At 70.3% G+C, this 25,615-nt stretch carries 22 protein-coding genes; 6 read left to right on the plus strand and 16 right to left on the minus strand.

Features of this window, described 5'->3' with window-relative positions:
* Positions 1–7: 7 nt before the first annotated feature.
* Both AC07EJ_RS14285 and AC07EJ_RS14290 read right to left on the minus strand, forming a co-directional pair.
* On the minus strand, positions 8–1,594 hold the full coding sequence (locus AC07EJ_RS14285; protein WP_389477959.1) for a sodium:solute symporter family protein: 1,587 nt from the start codon (positions 1,592–1,594) through the stop codon (positions 8–10).
* Between the two features lie 222 nt (positions 1,595–1,816).
* Positions 1,817–2,599, minus strand: a complete 783-nt coding sequence (locus tag AC07EJ_RS14290; RefSeq protein WP_389477957.1) for an SDR family oxidoreductase — start codon at positions 2,597–2,599, stop codon at positions 1,817–1,819.
* An 81-nt stretch (positions 2,600–2,680) separates the two neighbouring features.
* Between AC07EJ_RS14290 and AC07EJ_RS14295 the strand changes: the two genes are divergently transcribed.
* Entirely contained in the window at positions 2,681–3,523 is an 843-nt protein-coding gene (locus AC07EJ_RS14295; RefSeq protein WP_389477955.1) for a hypothetical protein, read from the plus strand.
* Between the two features lie 205 nt (positions 3,524–3,728).
* Here the strand turns inward: AC07EJ_RS14295 and AC07EJ_RS14300 are convergent, their stop codons facing one another.
* From AC07EJ_RS14300 to AC07EJ_RS14310, 3 genes are all read right to left on the minus strand, one after another.
* Entirely contained in the window at positions 3,729–3,938 is a 210-nt protein-coding gene (locus tag AC07EJ_RS14300) for a DUF397 domain-containing protein (protein WP_100596076.1), read from the minus strand.
* A gap of 256 nt (positions 3,939–4,194) precedes the next feature.
* A complete protein-coding gene (locus tag AC07EJ_RS14305; protein ID WP_389477952.1) occupies positions 4,195–5,064 on the minus strand; it encodes a helix-turn-helix domain-containing protein in 870 nt (289 codons plus the stop codon).
* 330 nt (positions 5,065–5,394) lie between these two features.
* Entirely contained in the window at positions 5,395–6,126 is a 732-nt protein-coding gene (locus AC07EJ_RS14310) for a GOLPH3/VPS74 family protein (RefSeq protein ID WP_389477949.1), read from the minus strand.
* A 624-nt stretch (positions 6,127–6,750) separates the two neighbouring features.
* On the opposite strand from AC07EJ_RS14310, the gene AC07EJ_RS14315 reads away from it, so the two are divergent.
* Positions 6,751–8,970, plus strand: a complete 2,220-nt coding sequence (locus tag AC07EJ_RS14315) for a D-alanyl-D-alanine carboxypeptidase family protein (RefSeq protein WP_478884319.1) — start codon at positions 6,751–6,753, stop codon at positions 8,968–8,970.
* A 92-nt stretch (positions 8,971–9,062) separates the two neighbouring features.
* Here AC07EJ_RS14315 and AC07EJ_RS14320 read toward each other — a convergent pair whose 3' ends face one another.
* The 4 genes from AC07EJ_RS14320 to AC07EJ_RS14335 all read right to left on the minus strand — a co-directional run bounded on the left by AC07EJ_RS14320 (position 9,063) and on the right by AC07EJ_RS14335 (position 15,902).
* Positions 9,063–10,769: a hypothetical protein gene (locus AC07EJ_RS14320; RefSeq protein WP_393583603.1), complete on the minus strand. Its 1,707-nt coding sequence runs from the start codon at positions 10,767–10,769 to the stop codon at positions 9,063–9,065.
* 155 nt (positions 10,770–10,924) lie between these two features.
* Positions 10,925–12,238, minus strand: coding sequence for an extracellular solute-binding protein (locus AC07EJ_RS14325; RefSeq protein WP_389477943.1), 1,314 nt, complete (start codon positions 12,236–12,238; stop codon positions 10,925–10,927).
* Positions 12,235–13,611: a hypothetical protein gene (locus AC07EJ_RS14330; protein ID WP_478884320.1), complete on the minus strand. Its 1,377-nt coding sequence runs from the start codon at positions 13,609–13,611 to the stop codon at positions 12,235–12,237. Before AC07EJ_RS14330 ends, AC07EJ_RS14325 begins: the two co-directional genes overlap by 4 nt.
* Positions 13,608–15,902: a serine/threonine protein kinase gene (locus tag AC07EJ_RS14335; protein WP_478884321.1), complete on the minus strand. Its 2,295-nt coding sequence runs from the start codon at positions 15,900–15,902 to the stop codon at positions 13,608–13,610. The genes AC07EJ_RS14330 and AC07EJ_RS14335 overlap by 4 nt, the downstream gene beginning before the upstream one ends.
* A 126-nt stretch (positions 15,903–16,028) precedes the next feature.
* On the opposite strand from AC07EJ_RS14335, the gene AC07EJ_RS14340 reads away from it, so the two are divergent.
* The gene (locus tag AC07EJ_RS14340; protein WP_478884322.1) at positions 16,029–17,285 is read left to right on the plus strand and encodes a globin domain-containing protein; all 1,257 of its coding nucleotides are present in this window, start codon (positions 16,029–16,031) and stop codon (positions 17,283–17,285) included.
* A 2-nt stretch (positions 17,286–17,287) separates the two neighbouring features.
* Here AC07EJ_RS14340 and AC07EJ_RS14345 read toward each other — a convergent pair whose 3' ends face one another.
* Positions 17,288–17,494, minus strand: a complete 207-nt coding sequence (locus tag AC07EJ_RS14345; RefSeq protein WP_478884323.1) for a DUF397 domain-containing protein — start codon at positions 17,492–17,494, stop codon at positions 17,288–17,290.
* Entirely contained in the window at positions 17,491–18,318 is an 828-nt protein-coding gene (locus tag AC07EJ_RS14350; RefSeq protein ID WP_393583610.1) for a helix-turn-helix domain-containing protein, read from the minus strand. Before AC07EJ_RS14350 ends, AC07EJ_RS14345 begins: the two co-directional genes overlap by 4 nt.
* An 85-nt stretch (positions 18,319–18,403) precedes the next feature.
* Between AC07EJ_RS14350 and AC07EJ_RS14355 the strand changes: the two genes are divergently transcribed.
* A complete protein-coding gene (locus AC07EJ_RS14355) occupies positions 18,404–18,829 on the plus strand; it encodes an ATP-binding protein (protein WP_389478087.1) in 426 nt (141 codons plus the stop codon).
* A 56-nt stretch (positions 18,830–18,885) separates the two neighbouring features.
* Here the strand turns inward: AC07EJ_RS14355 and AC07EJ_RS14360 are convergent, their stop codons facing one another.
* A complete protein-coding gene (locus AC07EJ_RS14360) occupies positions 18,886–19,422 on the minus strand; it encodes a hypothetical protein (RefSeq protein ID WP_389477931.1) in 537 nt (178 codons plus the stop codon).
* Between the two features lie 124 nt (positions 19,423–19,546).
* Positions 19,547–20,701, minus strand: a complete 1,155-nt coding sequence (locus AC07EJ_RS14365) for a sulfite oxidase (RefSeq protein ID WP_478884324.1) — start codon at positions 20,699–20,701, stop codon at positions 19,547–19,549.
* A 332-nt stretch (positions 20,702–21,033) separates the two neighbouring features.
* Here AC07EJ_RS14365 and AC07EJ_RS14370 point away from each other — a divergent pair, with 332 nt between their 5' ends.
* Positions 21,034–22,389, plus strand: coding sequence for an FAD-binding oxidoreductase (locus AC07EJ_RS14370; RefSeq protein ID WP_393583742.1), 1,356 nt, complete (start codon positions 21,034–21,036; stop codon positions 22,387–22,389).
* A 46-nt stretch (positions 22,390–22,435) separates the two neighbouring features.
* On the opposite strand, the gene AC07EJ_RS14375 is transcribed toward AC07EJ_RS14370, so the two are convergent.
* Complete coding sequence (locus AC07EJ_RS14375; RefSeq protein ID WP_389477923.1) at positions 22,436–22,981, minus strand: GNAT family N-acetyltransferase; 546 nt, start codon at positions 22,979–22,981, stop codon at positions 22,436–22,438.
* A gap of 253 nt (positions 22,982–23,234) precedes the next feature.
* On the opposite strand from AC07EJ_RS14375, the gene AC07EJ_RS14380 reads away from it, so the two are divergent.
* Positions 23,235–24,626: a YVTN family beta-propeller repeat protein gene (locus AC07EJ_RS14380; RefSeq protein ID WP_478884325.1), complete on the plus strand. Its 1,392-nt coding sequence runs from the start codon at positions 23,235–23,237 to the stop codon at positions 24,624–24,626.
* 169 nt (positions 24,627–24,795) lie between these two features.
* On the opposite strand, the gene AC07EJ_RS14385 is transcribed toward AC07EJ_RS14380, so the two are convergent.
* A complete protein-coding gene (locus AC07EJ_RS14385) occupies positions 24,796–25,242 on the minus strand; it encodes a hypothetical protein (protein WP_478884326.1) in 447 nt (148 codons plus the stop codon).
* A gap of 28 nt (positions 25,243–25,270) precedes the next feature.
* Positions 25,271–25,528 carry a S1 domain-containing protein gene (locus AC07EJ_RS14390; protein WP_389477915.1) on the minus strand — a complete coding sequence of 86 codons (258 nt, stop codon included), beginning with the start codon at positions 25,526–25,528 and terminating at the stop codon, positions 25,271–25,273.
* Positions 25,529–25,615: the final 87 nt, after the last annotated feature.

Here is a 25,615-nt window from a genome sequence, read left to right on the forward strand (position 1 = left end):
ACAGTCGTTACGAGAGCCGGCCGGGCGGCTGCGAGCCCACCGCCCCGTCCTGCGGCTCCGCCGGCGCGGGAACCGCCGCCGTTCCGGCGGACCCGTCGTCGTCCGTGTTGATGCGCTCGATGAGCGCGTCCCGCTCCGGGGTGTCCTCCGGCTTGATGTAGCCGATGACGATGTAGAGCACGAGCGAGACGGCGAGCGGGATCGACACCTGGTACTGGAGCGGTACGCCGCCCTCGACGTTCCAGCTGATCGGGTAGTTGACCAGCCAGAACGCGAGCAGACCCATGGCCCAGCTGGTGAGTGCCGCGGTCGGTCCGGACTTGCGGAAGGTGCGCAGCAGACCCAGCATCATCGGGATCGCGATCGGGCCCATCAGACCGGCGACCCACTTGATGACGACCGTGATGATGTCCTTGAACGTGGGCGAGTTGACCTGCGTGGCGACGGCCATGGACAGACCGAGGAAGATCACCGTGGTCAGGCGGGCGGCGAGCAGCCCCTTGTTCCCGATCCACTGTTCCTTCGCCCGCTTAGAGACCGCGGGCGCCACGTCACGGGTGAAGACGGCGGCGATCGCGTTCGCGTCGGAGGAGCACATGGCCATCGTGTGGGAGAAGAAGCCGACGATGACCAGGCCCAGCAGGCCGTGCGGCAGCAGCTGTTCGGTCATCAGGCCGTAACTGTCCGAACCGTCCGGCTTCTGGGCGTGTACCAGGAGCGGCGACACCCACATGGGGAAGAAGAGGACGACCGGCCAGACCAGCCACAGGATGGCCGAGAGGCGGGCCGAGCGGGTGGCCTCGCGGGCGGAGCCGGTGGCCATGTAGCGCTGGGCCTGGTTGAGCATGCCGCCGTTGTACTCGAAGAGCTTGATGAAGAGGAACGCCAGCAGGAACACCGTGCCGTACGGGCCGACGAGCGGCTTGCCGTGCCCCTGGAGCGCGGGCTCGTCCCAGACGCCGAAGATGCCGCCGAACGGGCCGAGTTTGGAGGCGACGGCGATGAACATCGCGACACCGGCGATGAGTTGGATGATGAACTGACCAAGCTCGGTCAGGGCGTCGGCCCACAGGCCGCCGATGGTGCAGTAGATCGCCGTGATGACACCGGTGATCAGGATGCCCTGGTTGATCGAGATGCCCGTGAAGACGGACAACAGGGTGGCGATGGCGGCCCACTTGGCGGCCACGTCCACGATCTTCAGGAGCATGCCGGACCAGGCGAGCGCCTGTTGGGTGCCCAGGTTGTAGCGGTTCTTGAGGTATTCGAGAGGCGACGCCACATGCAGGCGCGACCGCAGCCGGTTGATGCGCGGGGCGAACAGCTTCGAGCCGATGGCGATGCCGAGCGCGATGGGGAACGACCAGGTGACGAAGGACGTCACGCCGTAGGTGTACGCGATGCCGGCGTATCCGGTGAACATGACGGCGCTGTAGCCGGACATGTGGTGCGAGATGCCGGACAGCCACCAGGGCATCTTGCCGCCGGCGGTGAAGAAGTCGGAGACGTTGTCCACGCGTTTGTGGGACCAGACGCCGATCGCGATCATCACGCCGAAGTAGCCGATGAGCACGGCCCAGTCGAGACTGTTCATTGAGCCCCCTCCAGGGGTCTGGTCCTACTTATGAACGCCGTTCATGGTGTGGGGAGCCGAAGGGCCAGGACAACGCACCGGAGGGTCAAGGGACAGTAAAATCGTTCTACTTATTGACCTGTGTTCATGTCCATGAATCCAGATGGGGGCAAAAAGGACCGCACGGCGGTGGGTGCCGTGCGGTCGGGTCTCGGGCGGCCCCTGAGGGCCGGGCGCTCGGAACTACCGCATCAGCTCACCCGCGTTGACCAGAAGCGACTGCCCGGTGATGGCCCGCGCCCGGTCGGACGCGAGGAACACGGCGGCGTCCGCCACGTCCCCGTCCGTGGCCAGTTCGGGCAGCGCCATCCGCTCGGTGAGCCGCGCGAGGACCTCGTCCTGCGGTACGCCCTCGGTGTGCGCGGTGAACTGGACGTACGCCTCGACCGGCGGCCCCCACATCCAGCCTGGCAGCACGGTGTTGACCCGGACGCGGTGCGGGCCGAGCTCGCGGGCCATGGAGTACATGGCCGAGGTCAGCGCGCCCTTCGAGGCTGCGTACGCCGCCTGCCACACCTGGGAGGGCGCGGCCACGGCCGACTGCGTGCCGATGATGACGACGGAGCCGCCCCGCTCCTTGAGGGCGGGCAGGCAGGCCCGCGTCATGCGCAGCGTGCCGAGCAGGTTCACGTCGATGACCTGCTGCCAGGTCGCGAAGTCCGCGTCCTCCAGGCCGCCGAAGTAGCTGTCCCAGGCGGCGACGTGGACCACGGCGTCGACCGAGCCGAACCGCTCGCGCGCGAGCCCCGCGAGCGCCTCGCACTGGCTCTCGTCGGTGATGTCCGTCGCCGCGTAGGCGGTGTGGGTTCCGTCCGGGTCGATCTCGGCCGCCGACTTGGCGAGGTTCGCCTCCGTGCGTGCGCCGAGCACGGCGTTGCCGCCGTCGCGCACCACGGCCGCGGCGACCTGGTGGCCGAGCCCGGCCCCGACCCCCGACACGACCACTGTCTTTCCGTTCAGGAGCATCCGGTCGCCTCCCGGCTATGGCAGTTCTTCTGACGGGGCGTCAGAGTAGGCCCGTCCGGTGGAGGAAGGAAGGGGAGCGTCGTGAGCGAGGACACGAGGAGCGAGGTGTACGCGGAGCTGGCATCGGTCGGCCCGTACGGGGTGCGCCCCGGGCACGCCCTGATCACCATGGTCGAGCCGCACCCGGGCCATGAGTACGCGTACAACCGCTGGTACGAGGACGACCACTACTACGCCGGCGCGATGGCCATGCCCTGGATGAACTCGGGGCGCCGCTGGGTGGCCACGCGCGAACTGCAACTCCTGCGCTACCCGGAGAAGTCGGCGGTCGCGCAGCCGGTCACCGCGGGCTGCTACATCTCCACGTACTGGATCACCGACGGCCGCTACGACGACCACATGAAGTGGACCGTCGGCATCAACAAGCGACTCAACCGGGACGGGCGCGTCTATCAGGACCGCACGCACGTCTTCACCGCGTTCCAGGACCACGCGGCGACCGTGTACCGCGACGGGGCGGCCGGACCGCGCGACTACCACGCACTCGACCACCCTTACCGGGGTCTGGTCGTGGAGGTCATCGATGCCGAAGGGCCCGAGCAGCGCGACGAGTTGCTGGAGTGGCTGCGCTCGCGCCACCTGCCGAAGCGGCTCGCGGGTTCACCGGCGGCGATGGTCACGGTCTTCCGCCCGACGCCACTGCCGGGCGACCGGATGTCGTATGTGAAGCAGGTCGAGGGCGTCGACACCCGCCTCACCCTCCTGTGGTTCCTGGAGGCGGACCCGACGGACTGCTGGGAGGACCACTTCACGGGTCTGGACACGGCCGTTCACGAGTCGGGCCTCGGCCGGGTGGAGCTGGTGGCGCCGTTCATCCCGACGGTGCCGGGGACGGATCGGTACGTGGACCGGCTGCGGGGGTGAGCTGTGGGGGGGTGAGCTGCGGGGGTGAGCTGCGGGGGTGAGCGGAAAAAAAGCCGAGCCCCCTCGGCCAGGACGGCGGGCCAGTCGAGAGGGCTCTTTCAGTACCGCAGTGGTGCTCTTTTGGTGCCGAAATCTTGCTGTGGTGCTGAGTTGATGCGGTGATGCCGAGTTGGTGCTGTGTTGCGATGGGGTGCTCTCCGATGCCTCAGGCGGCGTCGAAGGCGCCCCGGCCGACCTCGGTCACGAAGGAGTTCCACGAATCGGGGGCGAAGCCGATCGAGGGCCCCTCGGGGGCCTTCGAGTCCCGCACCGCGATCGCGTGCAGGAGGGGGGACTTGACCTCGACGCACGCGCCGTTCCCCGTCGAATAGGAGGACTTGGTCCAGGAATTCGTGCCGCCCTGGTGAATTGCCATTTTTTGCTCCGGTTTAGCCAGTGGTCGAATCGCTGTCACCGCTCCTGTGAAGCGGTTTGCGCCAACGTGGTGCTTGATGGCGTGATCGACGCTACTAGCCAACATCGGTGGGCGAAGAGGCCATTCACTCGACCGGATGGCATATTCCAGTGGGGTCTTCCGCCCCGCCGCGGCGAAGGTGTACCGTGCGGCACTTTTCTCTCGCGGGGCGGATTCTGTCCCTCTGGACTCCCTCTGGACCGCCTTTTGGATCTCCCTAGACCGCTTCCTGGAGCGCGTATTCCTGGGCGATCTTCGCAATGAACTGTCGGGATTGTTCCACATTCAGCGCCTGTGCCCGCAGATGCTCGTACATCACGCTGTACTTCTGCACATCGTTGGCCTTCTCCAGATAGAGATCACTGGTGACGCCCTCGATGTAGACGACGCTCGAATCCGCGGCGTCCGGGAACTCCAGAATCGCGTACTGGCCGTTCAGGCCCGGATGCGCGCCCATGTCGAACGGAATGACCTGCACGGTCACATGCGGCAGTTGGGACTGCTCGACCAGGTGCTCCAGCTGCTCGCGCATGACGGTCCGGCTGCCGACGACGCGGCGCAGCGCCGACTCGTCGAGCACGGTCCACAGGCGCAGGGGGTTGTCCGGGGCCGCGATGCGCTCCTGGCGGCGGACACGGACCTGGACGCGCTTGTCGATGTCGGTCGGCGTGGTCTCCGGGAGCGCGCCGGTGATCAGCGTCTCCGCGTACGCCCGGGTCTGCAGCAGGCCCGGCACGACCTGCGGATCGTAGACGCGCAGACTGGCCGCGTCCGTCTCCAGACCGATGTAGACGCTGTACGGGATGTCGCCGAAGGAGTGCCACCAGCCCTGCTGGCGGGAGTCCTTGGCCATTTGCATGAGCGAGTCGACGATGCGGTGGTCCTCGACCTCGTAGACCCCGCACAGGTCGCGGACGTCGCGCTGGCTGATGCTGCGCCGCCCGTTCTCGAGCCTGCTGATCTTCGACTGTGAGACCAGGAGCCGCTCGGCCACCTCTTCGGCGGTCATTCCTTTGAGCTCGCGGAGCCGGCGCAGCTCCTGGCCCAACCGGCGCCGCCTGACGGTGGGATTGACATTGGACGCCACGGGACGTGCACCTCCGGCTGCGTGCCTCTGTGATTCTTTGCGTATCTTGCGAATCTGCTGCTCAGCAGATTGCCACCCTGGGCTTCATACCGCTGGGAAACAGCGGATATGCGCAGTGGACACGACAGTTGGGCATGCGGATGGGCGTGCGGCCGGGATGCGCGGCCGGACATGCAGCCGCGCGGGGCGCCGGTCCGTGTCGTCGTCCCGACGTCCGGATCCGGCACCCCCGCGCGGCTCAGCGGCTCCCGGACCGGTCTTTGGGGACTGCGGTGCGGCGCTGTTGCGGTGCGGGCCGTTCAGGTGGTGCTGGTGGTGCTGGTGCGGTGCTCAGTGCGCCACGGCACGGGCCATCGCCCCGTGGTGCGGCTGCATCGGAACCCTGCCGGGCTCCGGCGCTCCCCTGCCCGGCGGGGCCGGGCTGCGGCGTGGCTGAGCGGCCACACCGTTCTGGACGTCCATCACGGCGTGCGCCACGAGGCCGCCCATGGGGTCGTGCCTGATCAGGTCCCGCAGCCGGGAGCGGGACGATCGTCCCTCGTTCCCCGGATACAGGTGCTTGCCGAGTCCGACCGCGTGGGCCAGTGCGGCGAGCGCCGCGGTCCGTGGGTCCGGCGGTACGCCGGTACGGATCGCACTGTCCAGCCGGTTCTTGATCTCCCGGCTGATCGCCGTGTCCGTCGCCTGGTAGCGAGTCGTCGGCAGCACTCCGCACATCTGGCCGGCCACGGCATGGACCATGCCGCACCTCTCCAGATGCGAGAGATAAGTCTGGCGCAGCCCCAGTCGGGGCCCGCCGATCCAGTGGACCGCACGTACCGGGGTGCCGCGCCTTCGCAGCAACTCCAGTGCGCAGTCCAAAGTCGGATCTCCGGTCGGCCGTGGTGCCACCACGGCGATACGATCCCCGTCTGGGGCTATCCGTCCGGCCAACGCCAGCTCTACTAGCTGTGCTCCGGCCAGACCTAGGTCGAGCGACTGCGGCTGCGCTGTGGTACCCGTGGCCGGGTCCAGAGCGAGCAGTAGAAGCTCTTCCGGAATGGTTCTGCGGCTCCTGCCCATCCATGCCTCCCCGCGTGGATGAATGACAGGGTGACCCCTCTCACATTGGTCTGTCGAGGGTGCGTGGGTGCTTTGTACGGGAACCAGTAGGTATGTCGTTCTCGTCTACCACGAGGGTGAAGCCCCCACACAGGACACTGGTACATGGTTCGGACAGCAGCGGCGTAGCGCGTGGCGCGTAGCGAGGAGGCATCGGTGGCGGGGACCCCCGACAGGTCGAAGCAGCAGGAGTCGTCGGGAGGACCGACCTCGGAGGAACGGGACCCGAGGCTTGCGATGGCGAGGCAGTCGCCGGAGCGGGTCGATCAGGCGACGGCGGTGTTCTCCGTACGGGACGTTCCGGCGGCGGGTTCGGAGTCGGGTTCGGGTTCGGGTTCGGGTTCGGCGGAGAATTCCCCGGCGGATTTGGATTCGGACACGGATGCGGAGTCGGGTTCGGACTCGGATTCGGCCGCAGCCGCCTCCGGTGCGCAGGACGCGAACCCGACTTCCGCTTCGGCATCAGCACCGGTAACGGCGATTGCATCGGACTCCGGGGCGGACTCGGAGCCCGAGGCGGGTTCGGCGGACGGTACGGGGCCGGGTTCCGGCGACGAGCCGGGCGACGCGCGCCTTCGTGCCGCGGTGGCGGCCTGGGTGGGCGCTCCGCGGGACGGCTCCGCCGACGAGCCCGAGGCGGCCGGTACGGGCGCCTCCGGCGCGGAGGACTCGGCCGGGGCCGACAGCGCCCCTGGCGCGGACGAGCCCGCGACGGACGCGCCTGAGGCGGCAGACGCCGCCGCTGAGCGCGACGGTGTCGATTCCGGTGCGGACTCCGGTGACGACGAGGCGGGCGCCGCCGAGGACTCGGCCGACGCCGAGGCCACGGACACGCCCGAGGAGTCCGGCGACGACGCCGATTCGGCTGACGCCCCCGCGGCGGCTGACGAGGACGGGGAGCCGTCCGACGAGGCCGAGCCGTCGTCCTCCGATGACGCCAAGCTGTCCGACGAGGCCGAGTCCTCCGATGACGCGAAGGCTGACGCCGAGCCGGCTGACGAAGACGCCAAGGCACCGGCCGACGCGAAGCCGATCGACGACGATGCCAAGCCGGCTGATGACGCCAAGCCGTCGGACGACGCCAAGGCACCGGCCGACGCGAAGCCGACCGATGCCGCGAAGGCCGACACCAAGCCGACCGGCGACGACGCCAAGCCCGACGACGCCAAGCCCGACGATGCCAAGCCGTCGGACGACGCCAAGCCGGCCAAGGACGCCAAGGCCCCCACCCCTGCACCCCCCGTCGACCAGGCCACCGCCGTCTTCAAGGCCGTCAAGCCGCCCGTCGATCAGCCGACCCAGATGCTCAAGTCGCTCGGGTCCAAGCCCGCCGGTACGGGCAAGGCCGAGTCCGATGCCGAGCGCACCAGCAAGTTCGTGCCGCTCAGGCTCGACTCGGGCGTCCCGGCCAAGCCCAAGGCACAGCCCGGCGCACAGCCCAAGGCGGAGCCCACCGCGCCCCCGCAGGCGAAGCCGTACGTCGGGCCCGAGCGCACCAGCCAGCAGCCGCTCCCGCCGCTGCCCCCGCTCGACCTCCTGGCCGAGCTCACGAACACGCCGCCGCCCGCGGAGACCCGGGTCCGCACGACCGTGCGCAGGGTCAAGATCTGGACTCCGCTGGTCCTGCTGCTCGCCGTTGTGTTTGCGGTCGTACAGGCCGTACGCCCGCTGCCCGCGCCCACGCTGGCGCTGACCGCAAAGTCGACGTTCACGTTCGACGGCGACAAGGTCTCGCTGCCGTGGCCCGCCGAGGGCCAGGGCTCGATGGACGTCAGCGGCATCGGCTCCATGGATCAGTTCGGCGAGCAGAAGCCCGTACCGATCGGGTCCGTGGCCAAGGCCATGACGGCGTACGTCGTGCTCAAGGACCACCCGCTGCAGCCGGGCAAGAACGGGCCGTCCATCGACGTGGACGCGAAGGCGGAGACGGAGGGCGGCTATGACTCCGAGGGCGAGTCGACGCTGAACACCGTCAAGGAAGGCGACAAGCTCAGCCAGAAGGACGCCCTTGCGGCCATCATGATTCCGTCTGCGAACAACATCGCGCGGCTCCTTGCGCGTTGGGACGCCGGTTCCGAGGAGGCGTTCGTCAAGAAGATGAACGCCGCCGCGAAGGACCTCGGCATGACCGGCACCACGTACACGGACCCGTCCGGGCTGAAGGGGACGACCGTCTCCACCGCTCAGGACCAGGTCAAGCTCGGCAACGAGCTGGTGAAGATCCAGGCCCTGATGGACATCACCAAGCTGCCGACGTGGACGGACCCGTCGGGCAAGACGTGGCAGAACTACAACCGCCTCGTCCCGTACAACAACGCGATCGGCGTGAAGACCGGTTCGACCACGAAGGCCGGCGGCAACCTGCTCTTCGCCGCGACGAAGGACGCCGGCGGCGAGACCGTGACGGTCGTCGGCGCGATCCTCGGGCAGCACAAGGTGCCGATCATCGACACCGTGAACGCCGTCAGCAAGACGGCGATGCTCGCGGCGCAGGACGCGGTGAAGGCGTCGACGATCCTGAAGAAGGGCGACGTCGTCGGGTACGTGGACGACGGGCTCGGCGGGCACACCCCGGTCGTGGTGACGAAGAACGTCTCGGCGGTCGGCTGGGCGGGCCTGACGGTGAAGCTGGAGCTGGCGGACGGTGCCAAGGGTGCCGTCATCCCGCACTCCGCGAAGGCCGGTACGAAGGTCGGCGAGCTGAAGGTCGGCGACGGTTCGGGCGGCGCGGTCGCGGTCCCGGTCGCCCTCCAGAAGGACCTGGCCGAACCGGGCTTCAGCGCCAAGCTGACCCGCGTCGGCTGACCTCCAGGTCGGCCTCACACAGCAGCGCAGCGCCCCCACGGCACACAGCCGTGGGGGCGCTTCCGTTGCACGCCCCCCCCGAAGGGGACCGCTCACTTCGTCTTCGGTGGTACGCACTTGGGTGCCGTCTTGCCGGACGGCCCCCCGTACTGCGAGCTGATCCGGACGTCTCCCGGCTCCTTCACCGTCAGGCGCGTGAACTCGCCGTCCTCGCGCAGGCACCCGTTGTCCGCCCACAGCCACGGCGAGTACGCGATGCGCACGGTGATCGAGCCGGACTTCGGCATCCGTACGACGAGGTTGGCGCCGTCGGAGCGGACCACGGAGCCGGGCGAGTCCACCAGCGGTACCGCGTTCTTCACGCGGTAGATCCGCCAGTTGGCGTCCTTCCACACCGGTTCGAGGTAGTCCGGTTCGGTGGAGACCAGCTTGTGCTCCAGCTCCGCGGGGCCGTCGGGCTCGCCGTTGTAGACGACGACGAAACCGACCGCCCACTCGGAGAGCCAGGCGTGGTACGAGGCGGAGGAGAAGGCGCCCTCGGGTACGTCGGTGCCGCCGTGGCCCTCGTAGAAGAGGCGTCCGCGCTCGACGTCGGCCTGCCGGTTCCAGCCGCGCGCCATGTTGATGTAGGGCGCGAGGACGGCCGCCTCACGGTGGTCGCGGGCGGGGACGACCTCGACGCGGGTGCGTTCGGCGCCGAGTTTCTTCAGCGTGGACACGACGCCGTCCGTCTTGACGGCCCACTCGGGGACCTCGGTGTTGGCGACGACGTCGGCGATGGTCTTGCCGGACAGCCAGCCCAGGGAGAGGACGATGGCGACGACGCACATGACGCGCTGGCGGTGGGGCGGGAAGTACCGGCCGCGCCGGCCTTCGTAGCGCGGCCCGCGGTCGCGGTCCATCACGGCGGCGAGGATCAGCGCGGGCGCCACGATCTCCGTGAGCCGCTCCACGTTCGTGCCGATCGGGGTGGCGATCAGATAGGTGAGGACGACGCCGACCGCGTACACGGCGGTGCCGAGGCGGACCACGCGCCAGGCGCGCGGCGCGCAGACCAGGACGACCGCGCACAGGATGACGGGCGGGAAGATCCGCTCGAACGGCATGGGCTGTTCGCCCTTGAAGGGGAACAGCCAGGTCGTCACGGCGACGATGAGGACGGGCGGCAGGAGCAGCGACAGGGCCTTGCCCCACTGCTTGTTCAGGAGCCAGGCGGCGCCGGCGACGACGAGGAAGAGCCCCGCGACGGGGCTGGCCATCGTGGACAGCGCCGCGCACACCGTCGCGATGACGATGCGCCGGCCGTTCATGTGCGCGAGGACGGCGCCGAGTCCGAAGGCCACCCCCAGCATGAACGTCGAGCGCCCCGAAACGACCTGGCACCACAGCGAGAACGCCACCACGAGGGCCGGCCACAGCGGTCTTCGGATGCCGCTGCGTTCGACGATCGACGCTGCCAGCCAGGTGGACGACAGGCCGGACAGGAGGGTGACGGGGACGACGCCGAACATCGCCATCAGGTAGGGCGAGATGAGGCTGTAGTTGGCGATGTGGAGGCCGCCGTACCAGAACAGGTTGTACGCGGAGCCCGGGTACATCTTGGCGAACTCGGCCCACGCCACCTGTGCCGCGAGGTCGCCGCCGCCGGTCGCCAGGAACGCGAGCCACAGGACGTGCAGCGGAAGTATGCAGGCGGTGACGAGCAGGGCGGTCCTGTACCGGCCGTGCCAGGGCTCGGGGACGTCCGGGGGCCGGCGCGCGCGTGCGGCAGAGGGTGGAGACAGTTCGGCAGAGGCCACTGCGGCGTTCCGTTCCGGTCGGACGGGCAATTGTGTACGGGCAATTGCGTACGGGCAATTGTGTTCGGATAGACGCTAGCCGTGGCCGGAGAGTTGGTTGACGCGCCCCTGATGTTTGCGGCAAATCTACGCAGGGTCCCCCGTGTCCGGCGCGGCTAACCGCCCGGCGGCGCGCAGATGTCGTCCGGCGTGCGCGGCTGTCCCGACCGGCCCGACGGCGTTCCGGCGATCTGGCTGCGGACGGTCTCCAGCTGCCCGAGGAGCCTGTCCAGCGTCCCCGTACGCGGGTCCTGGAAGTACGTGAGGACGGCCCGGTAGAACGCGTCGCGCAGCACGGGCGGCATCACGTCCGACGCGTCGAAGCACAGGGTGTCCGCCTCGCGGGTCAGATACGAGGCGACGGCCTGGCCGGTCGGGTCGTCGGGCTGGGGGTCGCTGGCGTCGGGGAAGAAGGGCCGCAGCTGCTCGGGCGCCGCCCGCGACCAGCTCGCGCGGCCGCTCTCGCTCGTCAGCAGCGTGACGAGTTCCTGCGCCGCCGGGTTGTCGGTGAGCACGGCGGCCATGTCGCCCGACACCTCGTACGCGCCCTTGTACGCGGCCTGCCCGTCCAGGAACCGGGCGGCCGGCTCCACGCGCAGGGCGTCGCCCACGGCGCCCGGGTAGAGGTAGCGGATGAAGGAGCCCTGGTGTTCGTGGGTGCAGCCGGGCAGTGAGCCGCCGAGGAGGCCGCGCCGGGCGCCCGAAGGGTGTTCGGGCGCGGGCGTGCCCTCGAACGACATGGTCAGGGAGCGTTCGACGGACTCCGGCGACCGTGGGCCGAGGATCTCGGCCCAGGTCGTGAAGGCGCGGCGCACGGCCGGGTCCTTCTTCCAGTCGAGGCGGCCGGTGGCCCACCGCGTGTACGTGTCGGGGCCCGCCTGGTGGAGGAGGATGTCCTCGATCCAGTCGGTGCCGGGCCACCCGGAGGTGGCCTCCGCGGCCATGCCCACGCACCAGTCGGGCGCTTTGGCCGGGGTGCCGCGCCTGCTCCACACGAGGCTCTTGAGGTTGACGCGCAGCGGCACCCAGTAGGTGCGGCGCCTGCCGTCGAGGGTGAGGGTGGGGGACCAGGGCGGGTAGCCGCGTTCGGCGGCCTGTTGGGACAGCGGCCGGAGTTTGCCGTCGGCCGCGTACTCGGTGAGTTCGCCGATGCTGTTGAGGATCGCGACGTCGGGCGGGGCGCCGGCCTCCAGTTGCGCGACGAGGGTCTCGCGCAGGGAGCGGGTGCCCTTGTAGACGTAACTGTGCCCGCTGCGGTCCGACAGGCGGGCCAGGGCGGCCTCGAACGCGGCGCCTTCCGGTCCCGTCCACGGCCCGAGCACGACGACGGTCCGGTGTGCGTCGCCGCTCGCGCAGCCGCCGGTGAGCGCGGCGAGGGCGAGCAGGCAGGCGGCGAGGGCGAGCCGCAGCATCCCGTTCCGGCGCCTCATACGGCGGTCCCGGGGCGCCCCACGAGCAGATATTCGCGCCGGTAGGCGTGGAGGGCGGCACCGGTGACGGCGGCGACGAGCAGGCCCGCGGGCGCCACCCAGGGGGCGGCCCCGTCGACGGCGGCGAGCCTGCCGCGGTCCAGGACGTCGTCCATCGAAGCGGCCAGCGTGACGATGCTGGTGTCGCCGGGCGGGTCTATGCGGCGTTCCTCGATGGCGACCTCGGTGGACGGCGAGGCCACTTGGGACAGGCGGCGGGCGATCGGCACGGTGTCCTCCTGGGCGGCGTACGCGCGCAGCCCGTCCACGGCGAGCAGGGGCACGGCGAGCAGCGGCAGCGCGGCGGCGAGCAGCGGCACGCTGGCCCGGATGCGGAAGCGGACCCGCAGGAAGCGCACCGTGCGCCACAGGCCGACGGTCAGCAGCACGAACGTGACGGCCGACACGGCGGCGGCGGTGACGGCGGCGGGGCCGAGCGTGGCGCGCGCTTCGAGGCGGTGGCGCAGGGCGCTTTCGAGGGCCGAGATGCGGTCGACGACGGCCGTCGCCTCGCTGCCGGTGACGGTCTTGCACCTGGGGTAGGGCGCGTAGCGGCCGGTGGCGGGTTCGTAGAGGGCGTCGGCGTCGGCGGCGTGTCGGTCGGGCTCGGTCGAGCAGAGCATGCTCTGGGCGTACGAGAGTCCGGCCTTGCGCAGGGACTTGTCGGAGACGTTGGTCTGGGCCCAGGCGATCCAGCGCTCGTAGCCGTCGACGAGGCCGGAAACGACGTCGAGTTCCTGGCGTTCGGCCGCGGTCAGGGCGCCGCCGCGCGCGACCTGGCTGAGGTCCTGGGCGGCGCCGGTGATCCGGGAGCCGTAGCGGGGGCTGAGCCCGCTCAGTTCCACGGCGTCCCCGGCGTCGAGGCTCACCTCGGCCTCCCGCTGGGCGATCCGCAGCGAGGTCCGCGCGTCCGCCAGGTCGCGCAGCGCGGGCGCGATGTGGGTGCGGATCGCGGCGGAGTCGTCGCGCAGGGAGGTGGCGGTGAAGCCGAGTCCGGCGAAGGCGACGGCGGCGAGGAGGGGCAGGGCGACGAGCCGGTCGTGGAGGTAGGCGCGGTTACGGGGCGGGTCCGCCGCCTGCGCGCCGCCCGGCCGGTCCGTGGCTCCCGCCCGCGAGCCCGCCCGTTCCGTGGCCCGCACCGGCCGGTCCGTGGCTCCCGCCCGCGAGCCCGCCCGTTCCGTGGCCCGCACCGGTGGGGCCCACGCGTACCGCCACAGCACCCCCGCGTACCGCCACAGCACCTGTGCGTACCACCGCAGGGCCCGCCCGCCCTGGACCACCGCGCCCGCGCAACGCTTCGCGAGCCCGCCCGCCCTCCGCAGCGCAGGGCTCACCGGTCCGCCGCCGGACGCCGTCCGGTGAGCCGGGGCCGCAGGTGGGGCGGCCAGGTCCGGTCGCGGCGGTGCCACACTTCGAGCGGCCGCACCAAGTAGGCGCGATCCAGGAGGCGTTCGGCCACCACGTCGCCGTGCGGGCTGTCGGAGCGGGCGGCCTGCCGGGCGAGCGCCTGGTAGAACTGAGAGAGCTGACGCCTCAACTCGACGTCCCCGGAGGGGAATTCGAGCCGCCCGCCCGCGTCCCGCGCGTCCTGGTCGCGCCGGGCCGCCGCCTCCGAGAGCCGCCCGAGCGCGTCCGCCCCCACCTTCCCGTCCGCCACGAGGCGCTGCACGGCCTCCCACACCTCGGCCTTCATCCGTACGCGGGCCTGTTCGTCGGTGAGTCCGTGCTCGTTGAAGAGGCGGGCGAGCCGGGTGAGCGCGGTGCGCAGCCCGTCGGCCGTCGTCGCGTACTCGACGGCGATGCGCACGGTCGCGGTCCGCGCGCCGGTGCGGTGCCGCGAGTGCTGCGGCACGGCGTCCAGCGCCTCGATGGCCGCGCGCTCGGGAGCGGCGCCCCCGAGCGCGAGGCGGGCCCGCGCCGCGCCGAACGCCGCGCTGCCGAGCGACGGGTTGCGCAGCCGTACGGCCTCGTAGAAGGTCAGCGCCTCATGCCAGTGGCCGAGCCGCTCGGCACAGTGGCCGAGGGCCAGTTTGGGCGCGTACTCGCCCGGGATCGCGCCGTAGACCTGGTCGAAGTAGTCGCGCGCGGACGCCACGTCGCCCTCGGCGAGGTTCAGGAGGCCGCGGTGCCAGTCGATGCGCCAGTCGTGCCGGGACAGCTCGCGCCCGATGCCGTCGACGGCGCCGCGCAGTTCCTCGGCGGCGGACTCCAGGTCCGGCCGTTCGCCCTCGGCCCGTTCGGCCCGTACGGCGACGCGCAGCCGGAGCCTGCACCGCAGGAGCCGTACCTCGGGGGAGTCCCGCCAGTCCCCGGTGTGCTGGAGGAGCGCGGCGGGGTCCGCGTCGGTGAGGCGGCTGAGGCCGTCGTGGTGGGCGTCGTGCGGGTCGGGCCGCGGCACGGGCAGGCGGGCCGCGGCATCGGCGGCGGACGGCGGCTCGTGCAGCGGGGCGGGCGGGGCGCCCCCGGCCGGAGTCGCCCACCGGGGAAGGACCGGCGCGACGCCGAGCGCCCCGTCCAGGGCGTACGGCGACTGCAGGAACAGCGGTGACGGCTCGAAGGTCTCCTGACCAGTCCGTAGAGACCTCAACTCACGGAACACACCACGCAGTTGATCGGCCATCTCGCCCGCGTCCGCGTACCGTTCGGCGGGCTCGGGGCGGGTGGCACGGCGCAGGGCGCGGGCCAGCGAGACGAGGCCGAGGCCTTCGGGGGCCGGGGTGGTGGTCAGCGCGGCGGCCTGCGCCGTCACCGGGTCGTCGTCGAGCAGCCGGTCCAGGGCGCCGAGTTCGGCCAGTGAGTGCGTTCCGCTGCCGAGGCCGCTCAGGGTGCGCAGCGTCTCGCCCAGGCTGAACAGGTCGTCGCGCGGCGTCGAGGCGCCGTTCAGGACGGGCGGGGCGAGCGCCACGTTCGGCGCGCGGAAACCGTCGGTGGTCAGTCCGGGCGCGCCCTCCTCGCGGATGGACCCCACGTCGATGACCTTGGTGGTGGCGCCGTCGTGCATCACGTTCTGCGGCTTCAGGTCGCCGTACACCTTGCGGGGCGCGGGCCGCGCGTGCAGATGGTCGAGGGCGGACAGCACGCGCAGCCCGTACGCGAGCACGAACTCGTGGAAGCGGGCGCCGCCGAACCGGTCCGGGTCGTGCCGGGCCAGCGCGCGGATCTCGTCGAGGTTGAGCCCGTCGACGTACGGCAGGACGAGGAAGGGGCCGACGCGGGTGTGGCGGCCGTAGTTGAAGACGGGGATGATCCCGTCGTGGTGCAGGTCCGCGAACGCCTGCCGCTCGTCCTCCAACGAGCCGAGGCGCGGCGCGAGTTGTGGGGCGAGCTGCTCCGGCCGCAGGGTCTTCACGGCGACCTCGCGGTCGTCGACCTTCTTGTCGAGCGCGAGATACACGTCGCCCATGCCGCCGCGCCCGAGACGCCGTACGACCTGATACTGCCCGGCCAGCAACTCGCCCTGGAACAGGGCGGATTCACCGGGACCCTCGGCCCGGCCCCGGTCGTCGCGCGGCCTGACCTCGGGCAGCGCCGTCGGATCGGGACCCTCGTCGGGCAGCGTGACCCAGGCGTCCCGCGGCCCGTCCGGGGGCGGCATCACGAACAGCGGACCGGAGGACGCCGTCATCGGCGGCCCTTGAATTCTCCCGTTGCTCCCGCGTCCCCCTGCATGCTGCCTCAGGATAGGGGCGCGGGGTCCGGATGGCGCCCGTCCGTAGGCCTCCGGCCTGATCGTGGAATCGAGGCCCCGCCAGTGACGACGACCACTACCGGCGCGAGACCGTACGCCGCCCTGAACCCCGCCCTGATCCGCGCCAGCCTCGCCGTCGTGGAACGCCGCGCGGAGGCGCTGACGAAGTATTTCTACGCCCACCTGTTCAAGCACAACCCCGGCGTACGGGCCATGTTCCCGGAGCGGATGGAGGAGCAGCGCGACCGCCTCTTCGCCGCGCTGACCACGGCGATCCTGAACCTTGGGGACACGGACGCGCTCGTCGGCCACCTGCACACGCTCGGCTTCGACCACCGCAAGTTCGGCGCCCGCACCGAGCACTACCCGGCCGTCGGGAACAGCCTCATAGCGACCCTGAAGTTCTTCTCGGGCAGCGCCTGGACGCCGAAGACGGAGGCCGCCTGGCGCGCGGCGTACGAACTCATCTCCAAAATCATGATCGCCGGAGCGGAGTCCGTCCCGGAGTCGGAACCCGCCTGGTGGGACGCGGAGGTGCTCCGCCACGAGCGCCGCACGGACGACATCGCCGTCCTCACCGTCCGCCCGGACCGGCCGTACCCGTACCTGCCGGGCCAGTACGCGACCCTGACCGCCCCCGAGGTGCCACAGGTCTGGCGCCCGTACTCGATCGCGAACGCCCCGCGCGCCGGCGGCTCCCTCGACTTCCACATACGCCGCGTCGACGGCGGTCTCCTGAGCAGCGCCCTCGTCGACGACGTCGCCCCCGGCGGTTCCGTCCGTCTCGGCCCGCCACTCGGCACGACGACGCTCCCCGAAGCCCCGAAGGGAGAGCTGCTCTTCGTCGCCGGTGGGACGGGCTGGGCGCAGATCAAGGCGCTCATCGAGCAGTTCGCCGTCTGCCGGGGCAACGCGACCGCCACCCTGCTGATCGGCGCCCGCACGGAAGACGACGTGTACGACGCCGGCGTCCTGCAACTCCTCGCCGGCGCGCACCCCTGGTTACGACTCGTCGGCGCGCTGCCCCCGCGCGACGGACTGCCGCGCGACGCGGACACGGCACTCGTACGGGAACTGACCCGATACGCCTCCGCGCAGAGCCTGCGCCACGCACCCGTCGAGTGGCCGCACGTGTACGTCAGCGGACCTTCGGCCATGGTCGAGACGGTGGAGACCCAACTGGCCATGCTGCACCGGGTTCCGCCCGGCCGCGTCCACCATGACCCGGTGGTCCACCACGCCACGGGGGACCGTCCGGAGACGGCGGCGGAGTGGTTCCTGATGAAGCGCGAGGTCCCGTGGATCCGGCCCCGTCCGTGACGTCAGCGACTACGACGGGCGAGGGGGAGGAAGGCGGCCCAGGCGGCGGGGGTGACGGTGACGGTGCCGGTGCCGGTGCCTCCGGCGTCGGCGGAGATGTTCTTGGAGTCGCGGATGTGGATGGCGGCGGGGGTGGGGGAGACTTCGAGGCAGTTGCCGCCGTCGCTGCCGCTGTAGCTCGACTTGAACCATTCCAGTCCGGTGCTCATTGCTCTCCTAGCAAACGGTCCAACAGGCCCTTCGTATCCTCGGGATTGAGGGCCTGAGATCGCAGCATTGCACACCGCCGCGCGAGGATGGACACCTCGTCGGGGTTCGAAATCAACAGGCTTCCGCGCTGCGTCTCCGCGTAGGCGAGGTGCTGATGTTCAGGGGTCTCCAGCAGGACGAACGGTCCGTCGAGTGCCGCGTGACTGGTGCGTCCGAACGGCAGGATCTGGAGGGTGAGGCCCGGCAGGTCGGCCCATTCGCGAAGGCGGCGCAGTTGTTCTGTGTAGACCCTCCTGCCGCCGAGCCGGTCATGCAGTACCGCCTCCCAGAGCACGAAGCTCATGGTCGGCGGCACCCTGCGGTGGGCGATCTCCTGCCGCTCGATGCGTGCCGCGACGTACTGCTCGATCTCGTCCGCGTCGAGCGCCGGGATGCGGCTCCGGAAGACGGCCCGCGCGTAGGCCTCGGTCTGTAATTGCCCCGGCAGCACCTGGTTCTCGTAGGAGGAGATGGCGAGGGCCTCTCGCTCGTGATCCAGGAACTCCTCCGCCCACCGCGGGACGAGATCCACCTCCGGCAAGTTCTGCACAGCAGTCGCCAACGCCCCTTTCGTATCAAGGAGTTCATCCAGCACTGCAGCCAGATCCGCCTTCAACGGGCGCCGCCCCTGCTCGATCGACGCGATCGTCTCCTCATCCACCACAACCCGTTCCGCCAGGGCCCGTTGGGTGTATCCGGCGGCCGACCGGAACACGGCCAGCAGCGCTCCCACCATCTTCATCGCCGACGCGTTCTTCCTGCGCGGCCGCTTCCTGGGATTCATGAAGGCCAACTCCCCGCAGAGGCACGTACATTCACGGCAGTGAACCCGTACAAAGAATCTGTACGGGTTCACCCACTGCCTCATGATGGCCACGCAGCGTGACGCTCGTCCCGTGAACACCGAAACCACCACCACCGCGCGTGAACGCTTCTACCGGCGCGAGCGCCGATCCGTCCCGGCCGCCCGGGAGTTCACGCGCGAGGCGCTGACGGACTGGGGCGTGACGGGGGACGCGTACGACGACGTCCTGCTGTGCGTCAGTGAACTCGCCACGAACGCCCTGCTCCACGGCGTCCCGCCCGGCCGCGGCTTCCTGCTCCGTCTCCTGCCGTACGAGGACGAGGTGCGCGTCGAGGTGCACGACAGCGGCGACGGGACGCCCCAAGTAGCCGACGCGCGTGGAGAGTCGGGGCGCGGGCTGTTCCTCGTGGAGGCGCTGGCGGGCAAGTGGGGCGTGGAGGGGAGGGACCCGGGGAAGACGGTCTGGTGCACGTTTTCCCGGCGGGGCTAGGGGCTGTTGTGGCAGCGGGACGGAAGCGCGGCGGCCGGCTGGTCCTGCTGACGTTCTTAGAGGCCGCCGACCTTGACGGGGAACTTCTCGAGGACGGCGAGCACCTTGTCCAGGTCGTCCAGGTCGACCAACTCGACCGGCTTCTGCAGCGTGTAGAGGTCGCCCCGGGGAGGGTATTGGGTCAGCTGTCCGATGAGGACCATCGGCTCTTTGGTGGTCAGAATCAGCGGTCCGCCGCCGTTCCCAGGCTGGTCGATGGTCATCGTGAAGGTCGAGACCTCGCGAAACTCGAACTTCGGCGGGAACTGCTGGGTGACGCGCAGGGTGGTGGGCGCGTCAACATCGACGTCGTTCTGTTCGATGGTGATGGTGCCCCCGCCTGTCCCGTTCTCTCCCGGCAGCTCCGCGGACATCTTGTGTCCGACGGTCCGCATGCGGACGGAGTTCATCGGGTCATCGGGGTTGACGTCGATGCGGTGTTTGATGCCGCCCCGGAAGTCGACGGTGACGAGGGCGTCCTTGATCCGGAGCGGGGTGTTGATGGCGAGGCGGGAGCAGGGGATCTCGGCGCCGATCGGCGGAAGTAGTGGCATGTCGCAAGGTCCTTACGTGAGTGGGCACTTACGCAGGCCATTCAAGTGGGGGGTGCACTCCCCCTCGTACCATTCACTCCGTCGTGGGCGCGCTCCCCGTCAAAAAGGCGCGCCCACGAAAGGATCATGCGCAGCAGTCGGGGTCCAGGCCCTGGACGCAGTGGACGGGGATGCGCTGGACGAGGTTGTTGCCGAAGCCGCCGCGGTTCCATGGCTGGGTGAGCGGCTGGGTGCGGCCGGTGGTGTCGGTGGCGCGGGCGCCGAGGACGTGGGCGCCGGGCGTGGCGGTCCACTGGGCCTGCCAGTGCCGCCAGGCAGCTTCGTCCCCGTCCCCTTCCGGTGGGTTGCCGCCCGGAGGGTCCAGCGCGGCGTCGATCCACGTGGCGCCGTCGTCGGGGGTCACGTCGACCCTGGTCACGGGGCCGTGGCCGGACCAGGCGCGGCCTTCGAGGAGTACGGGCCCGGGGCGGACGACTCGGGCCCGGGTCATGAAGTCGGGGAATCCGGGCGGAATCATCAGGGCGCGCGGCAGGATCTTGGTGACGGGCTCGCCGGGATCGTCGGCGTTCCAGCGGAAGCGGTAGGCGACGGCCTGCTGGAACCCGTCGAAGGGGGTGTCGACCAGCGTGATCTCGCGCAGCCACTTCACGTGCGCCATGCCGTACCAGCCGGGGACGACGAGTCGCAGCGGGTAGCCGTGCTGCGGGGGCAGGGGTGCGCCGTTCATGCCGTACGCGACGAGGACGTCACCCGCGGCCACCGCGACGGGCAGGCTCCGCCGGTAGTCCTGCTCGACGCCGCGCTCGACACCGTGGTCGGCGCCCGTGAAGACGGCCTCGACGGCGTCCTCGTCCACCCCGGCCTCGTCGAGGAGGACACGCAGCGGCACACCGGTCCAGTCCGCTGTGCCGACGGCCTCGACCAGCCAGGGCTGGCTGACCGGCCGGGGTGTCAGCAGGGCGCGGCCGTTGCCCGCGCACTCCAGCGTGACGCGGCGGGTGACGGCAGGCAGGTTGCGTAGAGCCGCCATGTCGAGGGCCAGCGGCGTCCTGACCAGGCCGTCGACCGTGAGCTGCCAGTCGTCGGCGGTCGCGGCCGGGATGTCGTAGTGGACGAGGACGTAGTGCAGGCCCGGCGGGGTGACGTCGTAGCGGAGGGCTTCGAGGGGGAGGCCGTGATTACGCGCGGCGAGCGCGAGTTCATCGGGGGTGATGCCTTCGCCGGGGGCGGCGAGCCGGCCGGGACGGCTGACGCCGCCGAGGCCGCCCGGTCCGGCCATGGGTGGGCCCGATCCTTCCCTGGCCCGGCCCGATCCGTCCATGTCTTCATCGTCCTCCGCGATTGCGGGGCCTGCCGGGCGGGCGGATCCTTGAAGTGTCAGCCGGCGCTCGATTCGGTGTGTCGGTGGCTGACGGGGGCGCCCGCACGCCGGCGCACGAACCGCTCACCGACGCCGCCGAGAGGCGGGAAGACGGGACGGAGGGGGACGGGACGAGGGGGGGGACAGCGGTCCGCGGAGCGATGCGTCCGGTCGAGGAGAGCGCGATGAACGACACCGACACCGACACCGACACCCCAGCCGTCTACGACACCACGGATGTCGTCGCTCTGATGCGAACTGAGCTTCGTGGTCCGGTCATTGCGCGGGGCGATCCGGAGTACGACGAGGCCCGCAAGATCTACAACGGGATGATCGACCGGCAGCCGACCGCGATGGTGCGCTGCTCGGACGCGGCGGATGTCATGGCGGCGGTCGACTTCGTCCGCGACCACGGACTGGAGCTCGCCGTCCGCAGCGGCGGCCACAGCGGCGGCGGCCTGTGCCTCCTCGACGACGCGATCACGATCGATCTGTCGCCGATGCGCTGGGTGCGGGTGGACCCCGCGCAGAAGACGGCTTGGGTGGGCGGCGGCAGTCAGCTCGGCGACCTGGATCACGCGGCGCACACGTTCGGCCTGGCGATACCCGCCGGAATCATCTCGACGACCGGCATCGCGGGCCTGACGCTCGGCGGCGGTCACGGTTACCTCACGCGCAAGTACGGCCTGACGATCGACAGCCTCCTCAGCGTGGACATGGTCCTCGCGGACGGCAGCTTCGTCACGGCGAGCGAGACCGAACACTCCGATCTGTTCTGGGCGTTGAGGGGCGGCGGCGGAAACTTCGGCATCGCCACCGCGTTCAAGTTCCAGCTGCATCCGGTGCACACGGTGGGCGTCGCGCTGACGCTGTGGCCGGTCGAGAAGACGCGTGAAGTCCTGGAGTGGTACCGCGAGTTCCTGCCGCAGGCGCCCGAGGACCTGAACGGTTTCTTCGCCGCGCTGACCGTGCCGCCGGGACCGCCCTTCCCCGAGGAGATCCACGGCAAGAAGATGTGCGGGGTGGTGTGGTGCTGGACGGGAGACCTGGCCCGGACGGGCGAGGCGATCGCGGCGGCGATGGAAGTAGGGCCGCCCGCCTTCCAGTTCACGGCACCGATGCCGTACCCGGCGCTGCAGACCATGTTCGACGAGCTGCTCCCCACGGGCCTGCAGTGGTACTGGCGCGGTGACTTCTTCGACCGCGTCACGGACGAAGCGATCGACGTCCACACCAAGTTCGCCGAGAACCTCCCGACGCCGCTGTCGACGATGCACCTCTACCCGGTGGACGCGGCCGCGTCCCGGGTCTCCGAGGACGCGACGGCCTGGGGATACCGGGAAGCGGTCTGGTCGGGCATCATCGCGGGCATCGACCCGGACCCGGCGAACGCGGAGGCCGTAAAGCAGTGGACGACCGCGTACTGGCACGATCTGCACCCGTACTCGATGGGCGGCGCCTACGTGAACTTCATCGGCGAGGACGAGCACGAGGACCGCGTCCAGGCGACGTACCGCCACAACTACGGCCGCCTGGCGGAGGTCAAGCGCCGGTACGACCCGAAGAACCTGTTCCACGCGAACCAGAACATCGAGCCGGCGGCGTAAGCAGGGGAGGTGCTCCGTTGCTGGTGCAGGTGGGGGAGGTGGCCCGTCACCGGTGACGGTGGGCGAACTCCCGGTCGATCATGCCCAGTAGCACGAGATCGTGGTGGCGGCCGCTGTGGAACATGTGATCACGCAGCCGCCCCTCCTCGACGAATCCGAGCCGCCGCTGCAGGGCGAGCGAGGGCTCGTTGTGCGCGAAGACGCGGGCCTCGGCCTTGTGGAAGCGCCGCTCGTCGAACATGTAGCGCAACAGCATCACGACGGCCTCTGCCGCGTATCCCTTGCGCCGGTGCCCGTCACCGATGGTGACGCCGTACTCGAACGACCCGGACCGCGAATCGGCGCGATGCACCCCGACGGACCCGACGGCATCTCCCGTCACCGCATCCTCGACGACAAGCCGAAAGCAGTCCCCGTCCTCGGACACCCCGGCCTTCTCACCGACCCAGGCCCGGAACCGCTCGGCGGACCGAGGCACCTGCACGAGATCCCCCGACAACTCCTCTTCCTCGGCAAGCCGCATGAACACCCCCCAGTCCTCGGGCTCAACCCCACGCAACCGAACCCGCTCCCCGACCCAGAAGGCACCCATAGGGCTATTCGATCAAGCGGGGGGACTGCCGTCCAGGGGCTTCCAAGGGTTCCAGGGGGTCCAGGGGACATCTGCGTACGCGACCTGTGTAAAGGGGCAGCCGGTCGGGTGGCCGGTCGCGGGCCTGGGGCGGGTCGAGCACCGACTGCGGGTGGGGGGTGGTGGTCTGGCACGGACCGTCTGTCCAAGGAGCGTTGGCGTGTGTCGCGGTGCGAGCCGGCGTCCTCGTGTCCGAGTGAAGGGATCGTTCGATATGGGCCGAGAGCAGGGTCGTGCGCGGGGGGACGGGACGGGGGGAAGTGCTGGCAGGCGGTCCGGCCGGTACGTGCTGGGGCTGCTGTTGTCCGTGGCGATGGCGGCATTGACTGTGGTCGCGCTCCCGGCCGGCGAGGCGGCGGCGGTGCCCCCGGGGACGTACGCCTACGTCGTCAACAACGCTGACGACAACGTGTCGGTGATCAACACCGCCACCAACACCGTGGCCGTCACCATCCCGGTCGGCAACCACCCCGATGGGGTGGCGGTGACTCCGGACGGCACCCGCGCCTACGTCACCAACCAGTTCAGCGACGACGTATCCGTGATCGACACCGCCACCGACGTGGTGACCGCCACGATCCCCGTCGGCGACAACCCCATCGGGGTGGCGGTGAGTCCGGACGGCACCCGCGTCTACGCCCCCAACGCAACCAGCGACAACGTCTCGGTGATCGACACCGCCAGCAACACGGTGACGGCCACCGTCCCCGTCGGCGACAATCCCTTCGGGGTGGCGGTGAGTCCGGACGGCACGCGCGCCTACGTCACCAACCAAATCAGCGACAACGTGTCGGTGATCGACACCGCCAGCAACACGATGACGGCCACCGTCCCCGTCGGCGACGCCCCCTACGGTGTGGCGGTGACTCCCGATGGCACCCGCGCCTACGTCACCAACGTCGGCGGCACTGTCGTGTCGGTGATCAGCACCGCCACCAACATGGTGACCGCCACCGTCACCGTAGGCAGCAGCCCGCGCGGGGTGACGGTGACTCCGGACGGCACGCGCGTCTACGTCACGAACTACTCCTCGGACACCGTGTCGGTGATCGACACCGCCACCGACACGGTGACCTCCACCATCGCCGCCGGCGACAGTCCCGTCGGGGTGGCGGTGACTCCGGACGGCACCCGCGCCTACGTCCCCAACGCCAACAGCGACAACGTGTCGGTGATCGACACCGCCACCAACACGGTGACCGCCACCGTCCCCGTCGGCGAGAGCCCGCAGGGGGTGGCGATCGCGACCGTCGGCGTTGACTCGGTGCCGACCGCGCTGACGCTCAAGGCCGAGAAGAAGAAGGGCCCCCGGAGTAGCGAGACCCTCAAGCTGACCGCCCGCCTGACCGCCGCGGGCCGGCCTCTGCAGGGCGAGACCATCGCCTTCACCGCCGACAGCGCGACGCTGTGCACCGCCACCACCGACGCCCAGGGCGAAGCGACCTGCACGGCCGCCCCCGGCAGGCAGCACGAGCGCACCTGCTACACCGCGGCCTTCGCCGGCGAGGACGCCTACCTGGCTTCCACCGCCACGGTCTGCCCCCGCTTCCACCACGCCAACAACCGGCCGTCCGGAGCGCGCTCAGCCGGCGCCGCCACCTCGTAGCGGACTCTGTGGCACGTGCGTGATCGTGGCCGTGGCCGTGGCCGTGGCCGTGGCTATGGCTATGGCGCCGGCCACGCGAAAGGGCCAGTTCGAGAGGATCAAGCGATCAAGCCTCCGAACTGGCCCTTATTGCGCTGTCCCCCTGGCCACGTCCTCTGACGGCCGCCACCTAGCGCAGTGACCAGTCGCCGCTCGGCCCGTAGACGGCCTGCATCGAGAACGTGCCGTCGAAGGGAATTTCGATTGTGTTCGTGATCTCCTCGACGTCCAGCACCTCGCCGACTGAGTAGTTGCCGGCTGTGATCCAGCAACAATCCAGGAGCTGCGACGAGTTGTTGGTGGCCGTAACGGTGTAGTTCGTCGCCGCTGCGGCGGGTTGTGCGCTGACGACAGACGGCACAACGAGGGCGCCTGCGCACGCGGCGCCGGCGACGAGGAACCGCCGCCGGGAAGGTGCGGAATCCTGGTCGTGAGGTGGCACGCTTGCCTCCTTCGGTGGACAGGCGGCGCCGTGATCGGCGCGAAGCATGCTGAAGGTGACCACAGACTTGCTGTCGGAACCGCGCGACGACGGGTGATCGACGTGTCGGACGTCCGGACGGTCTCGCTTCTTCACCCGCAAGTGGATCGGCCTGCGACGTGGCTCAGCTGCGTCGGGATTTCGATCGACCGGACGCCGCTGCAGGCCGAGGCACGATGCTCACCGCGCGGTAGTCGTAGCCGTCCTGTTTGAAGCCGGGGGCTTCCCACGTGAGGTCGACCTGCTGTCCGACTGACAGTGTGCGGAAGCCGGTCATCTGGATGTCGGCGAAGTGGCCGAAGCAGCCACCGGGAGTCTCGGGCGAGTCGAACACGCCCCACCCTTCCTCGTCGCGCCACTCGCGGACAGTCGCAGTAACCATGGACGGAACCCTAGGGGCTCCGTCTGCGCCGGCACAGATCTGGAGCATCGGTCGACGCCCGCGTAGGCCGGGCAGGGCGGGCAGGTG

The organism is Streptomyces sp. NPDC045026, assembly GCF_056432625.1.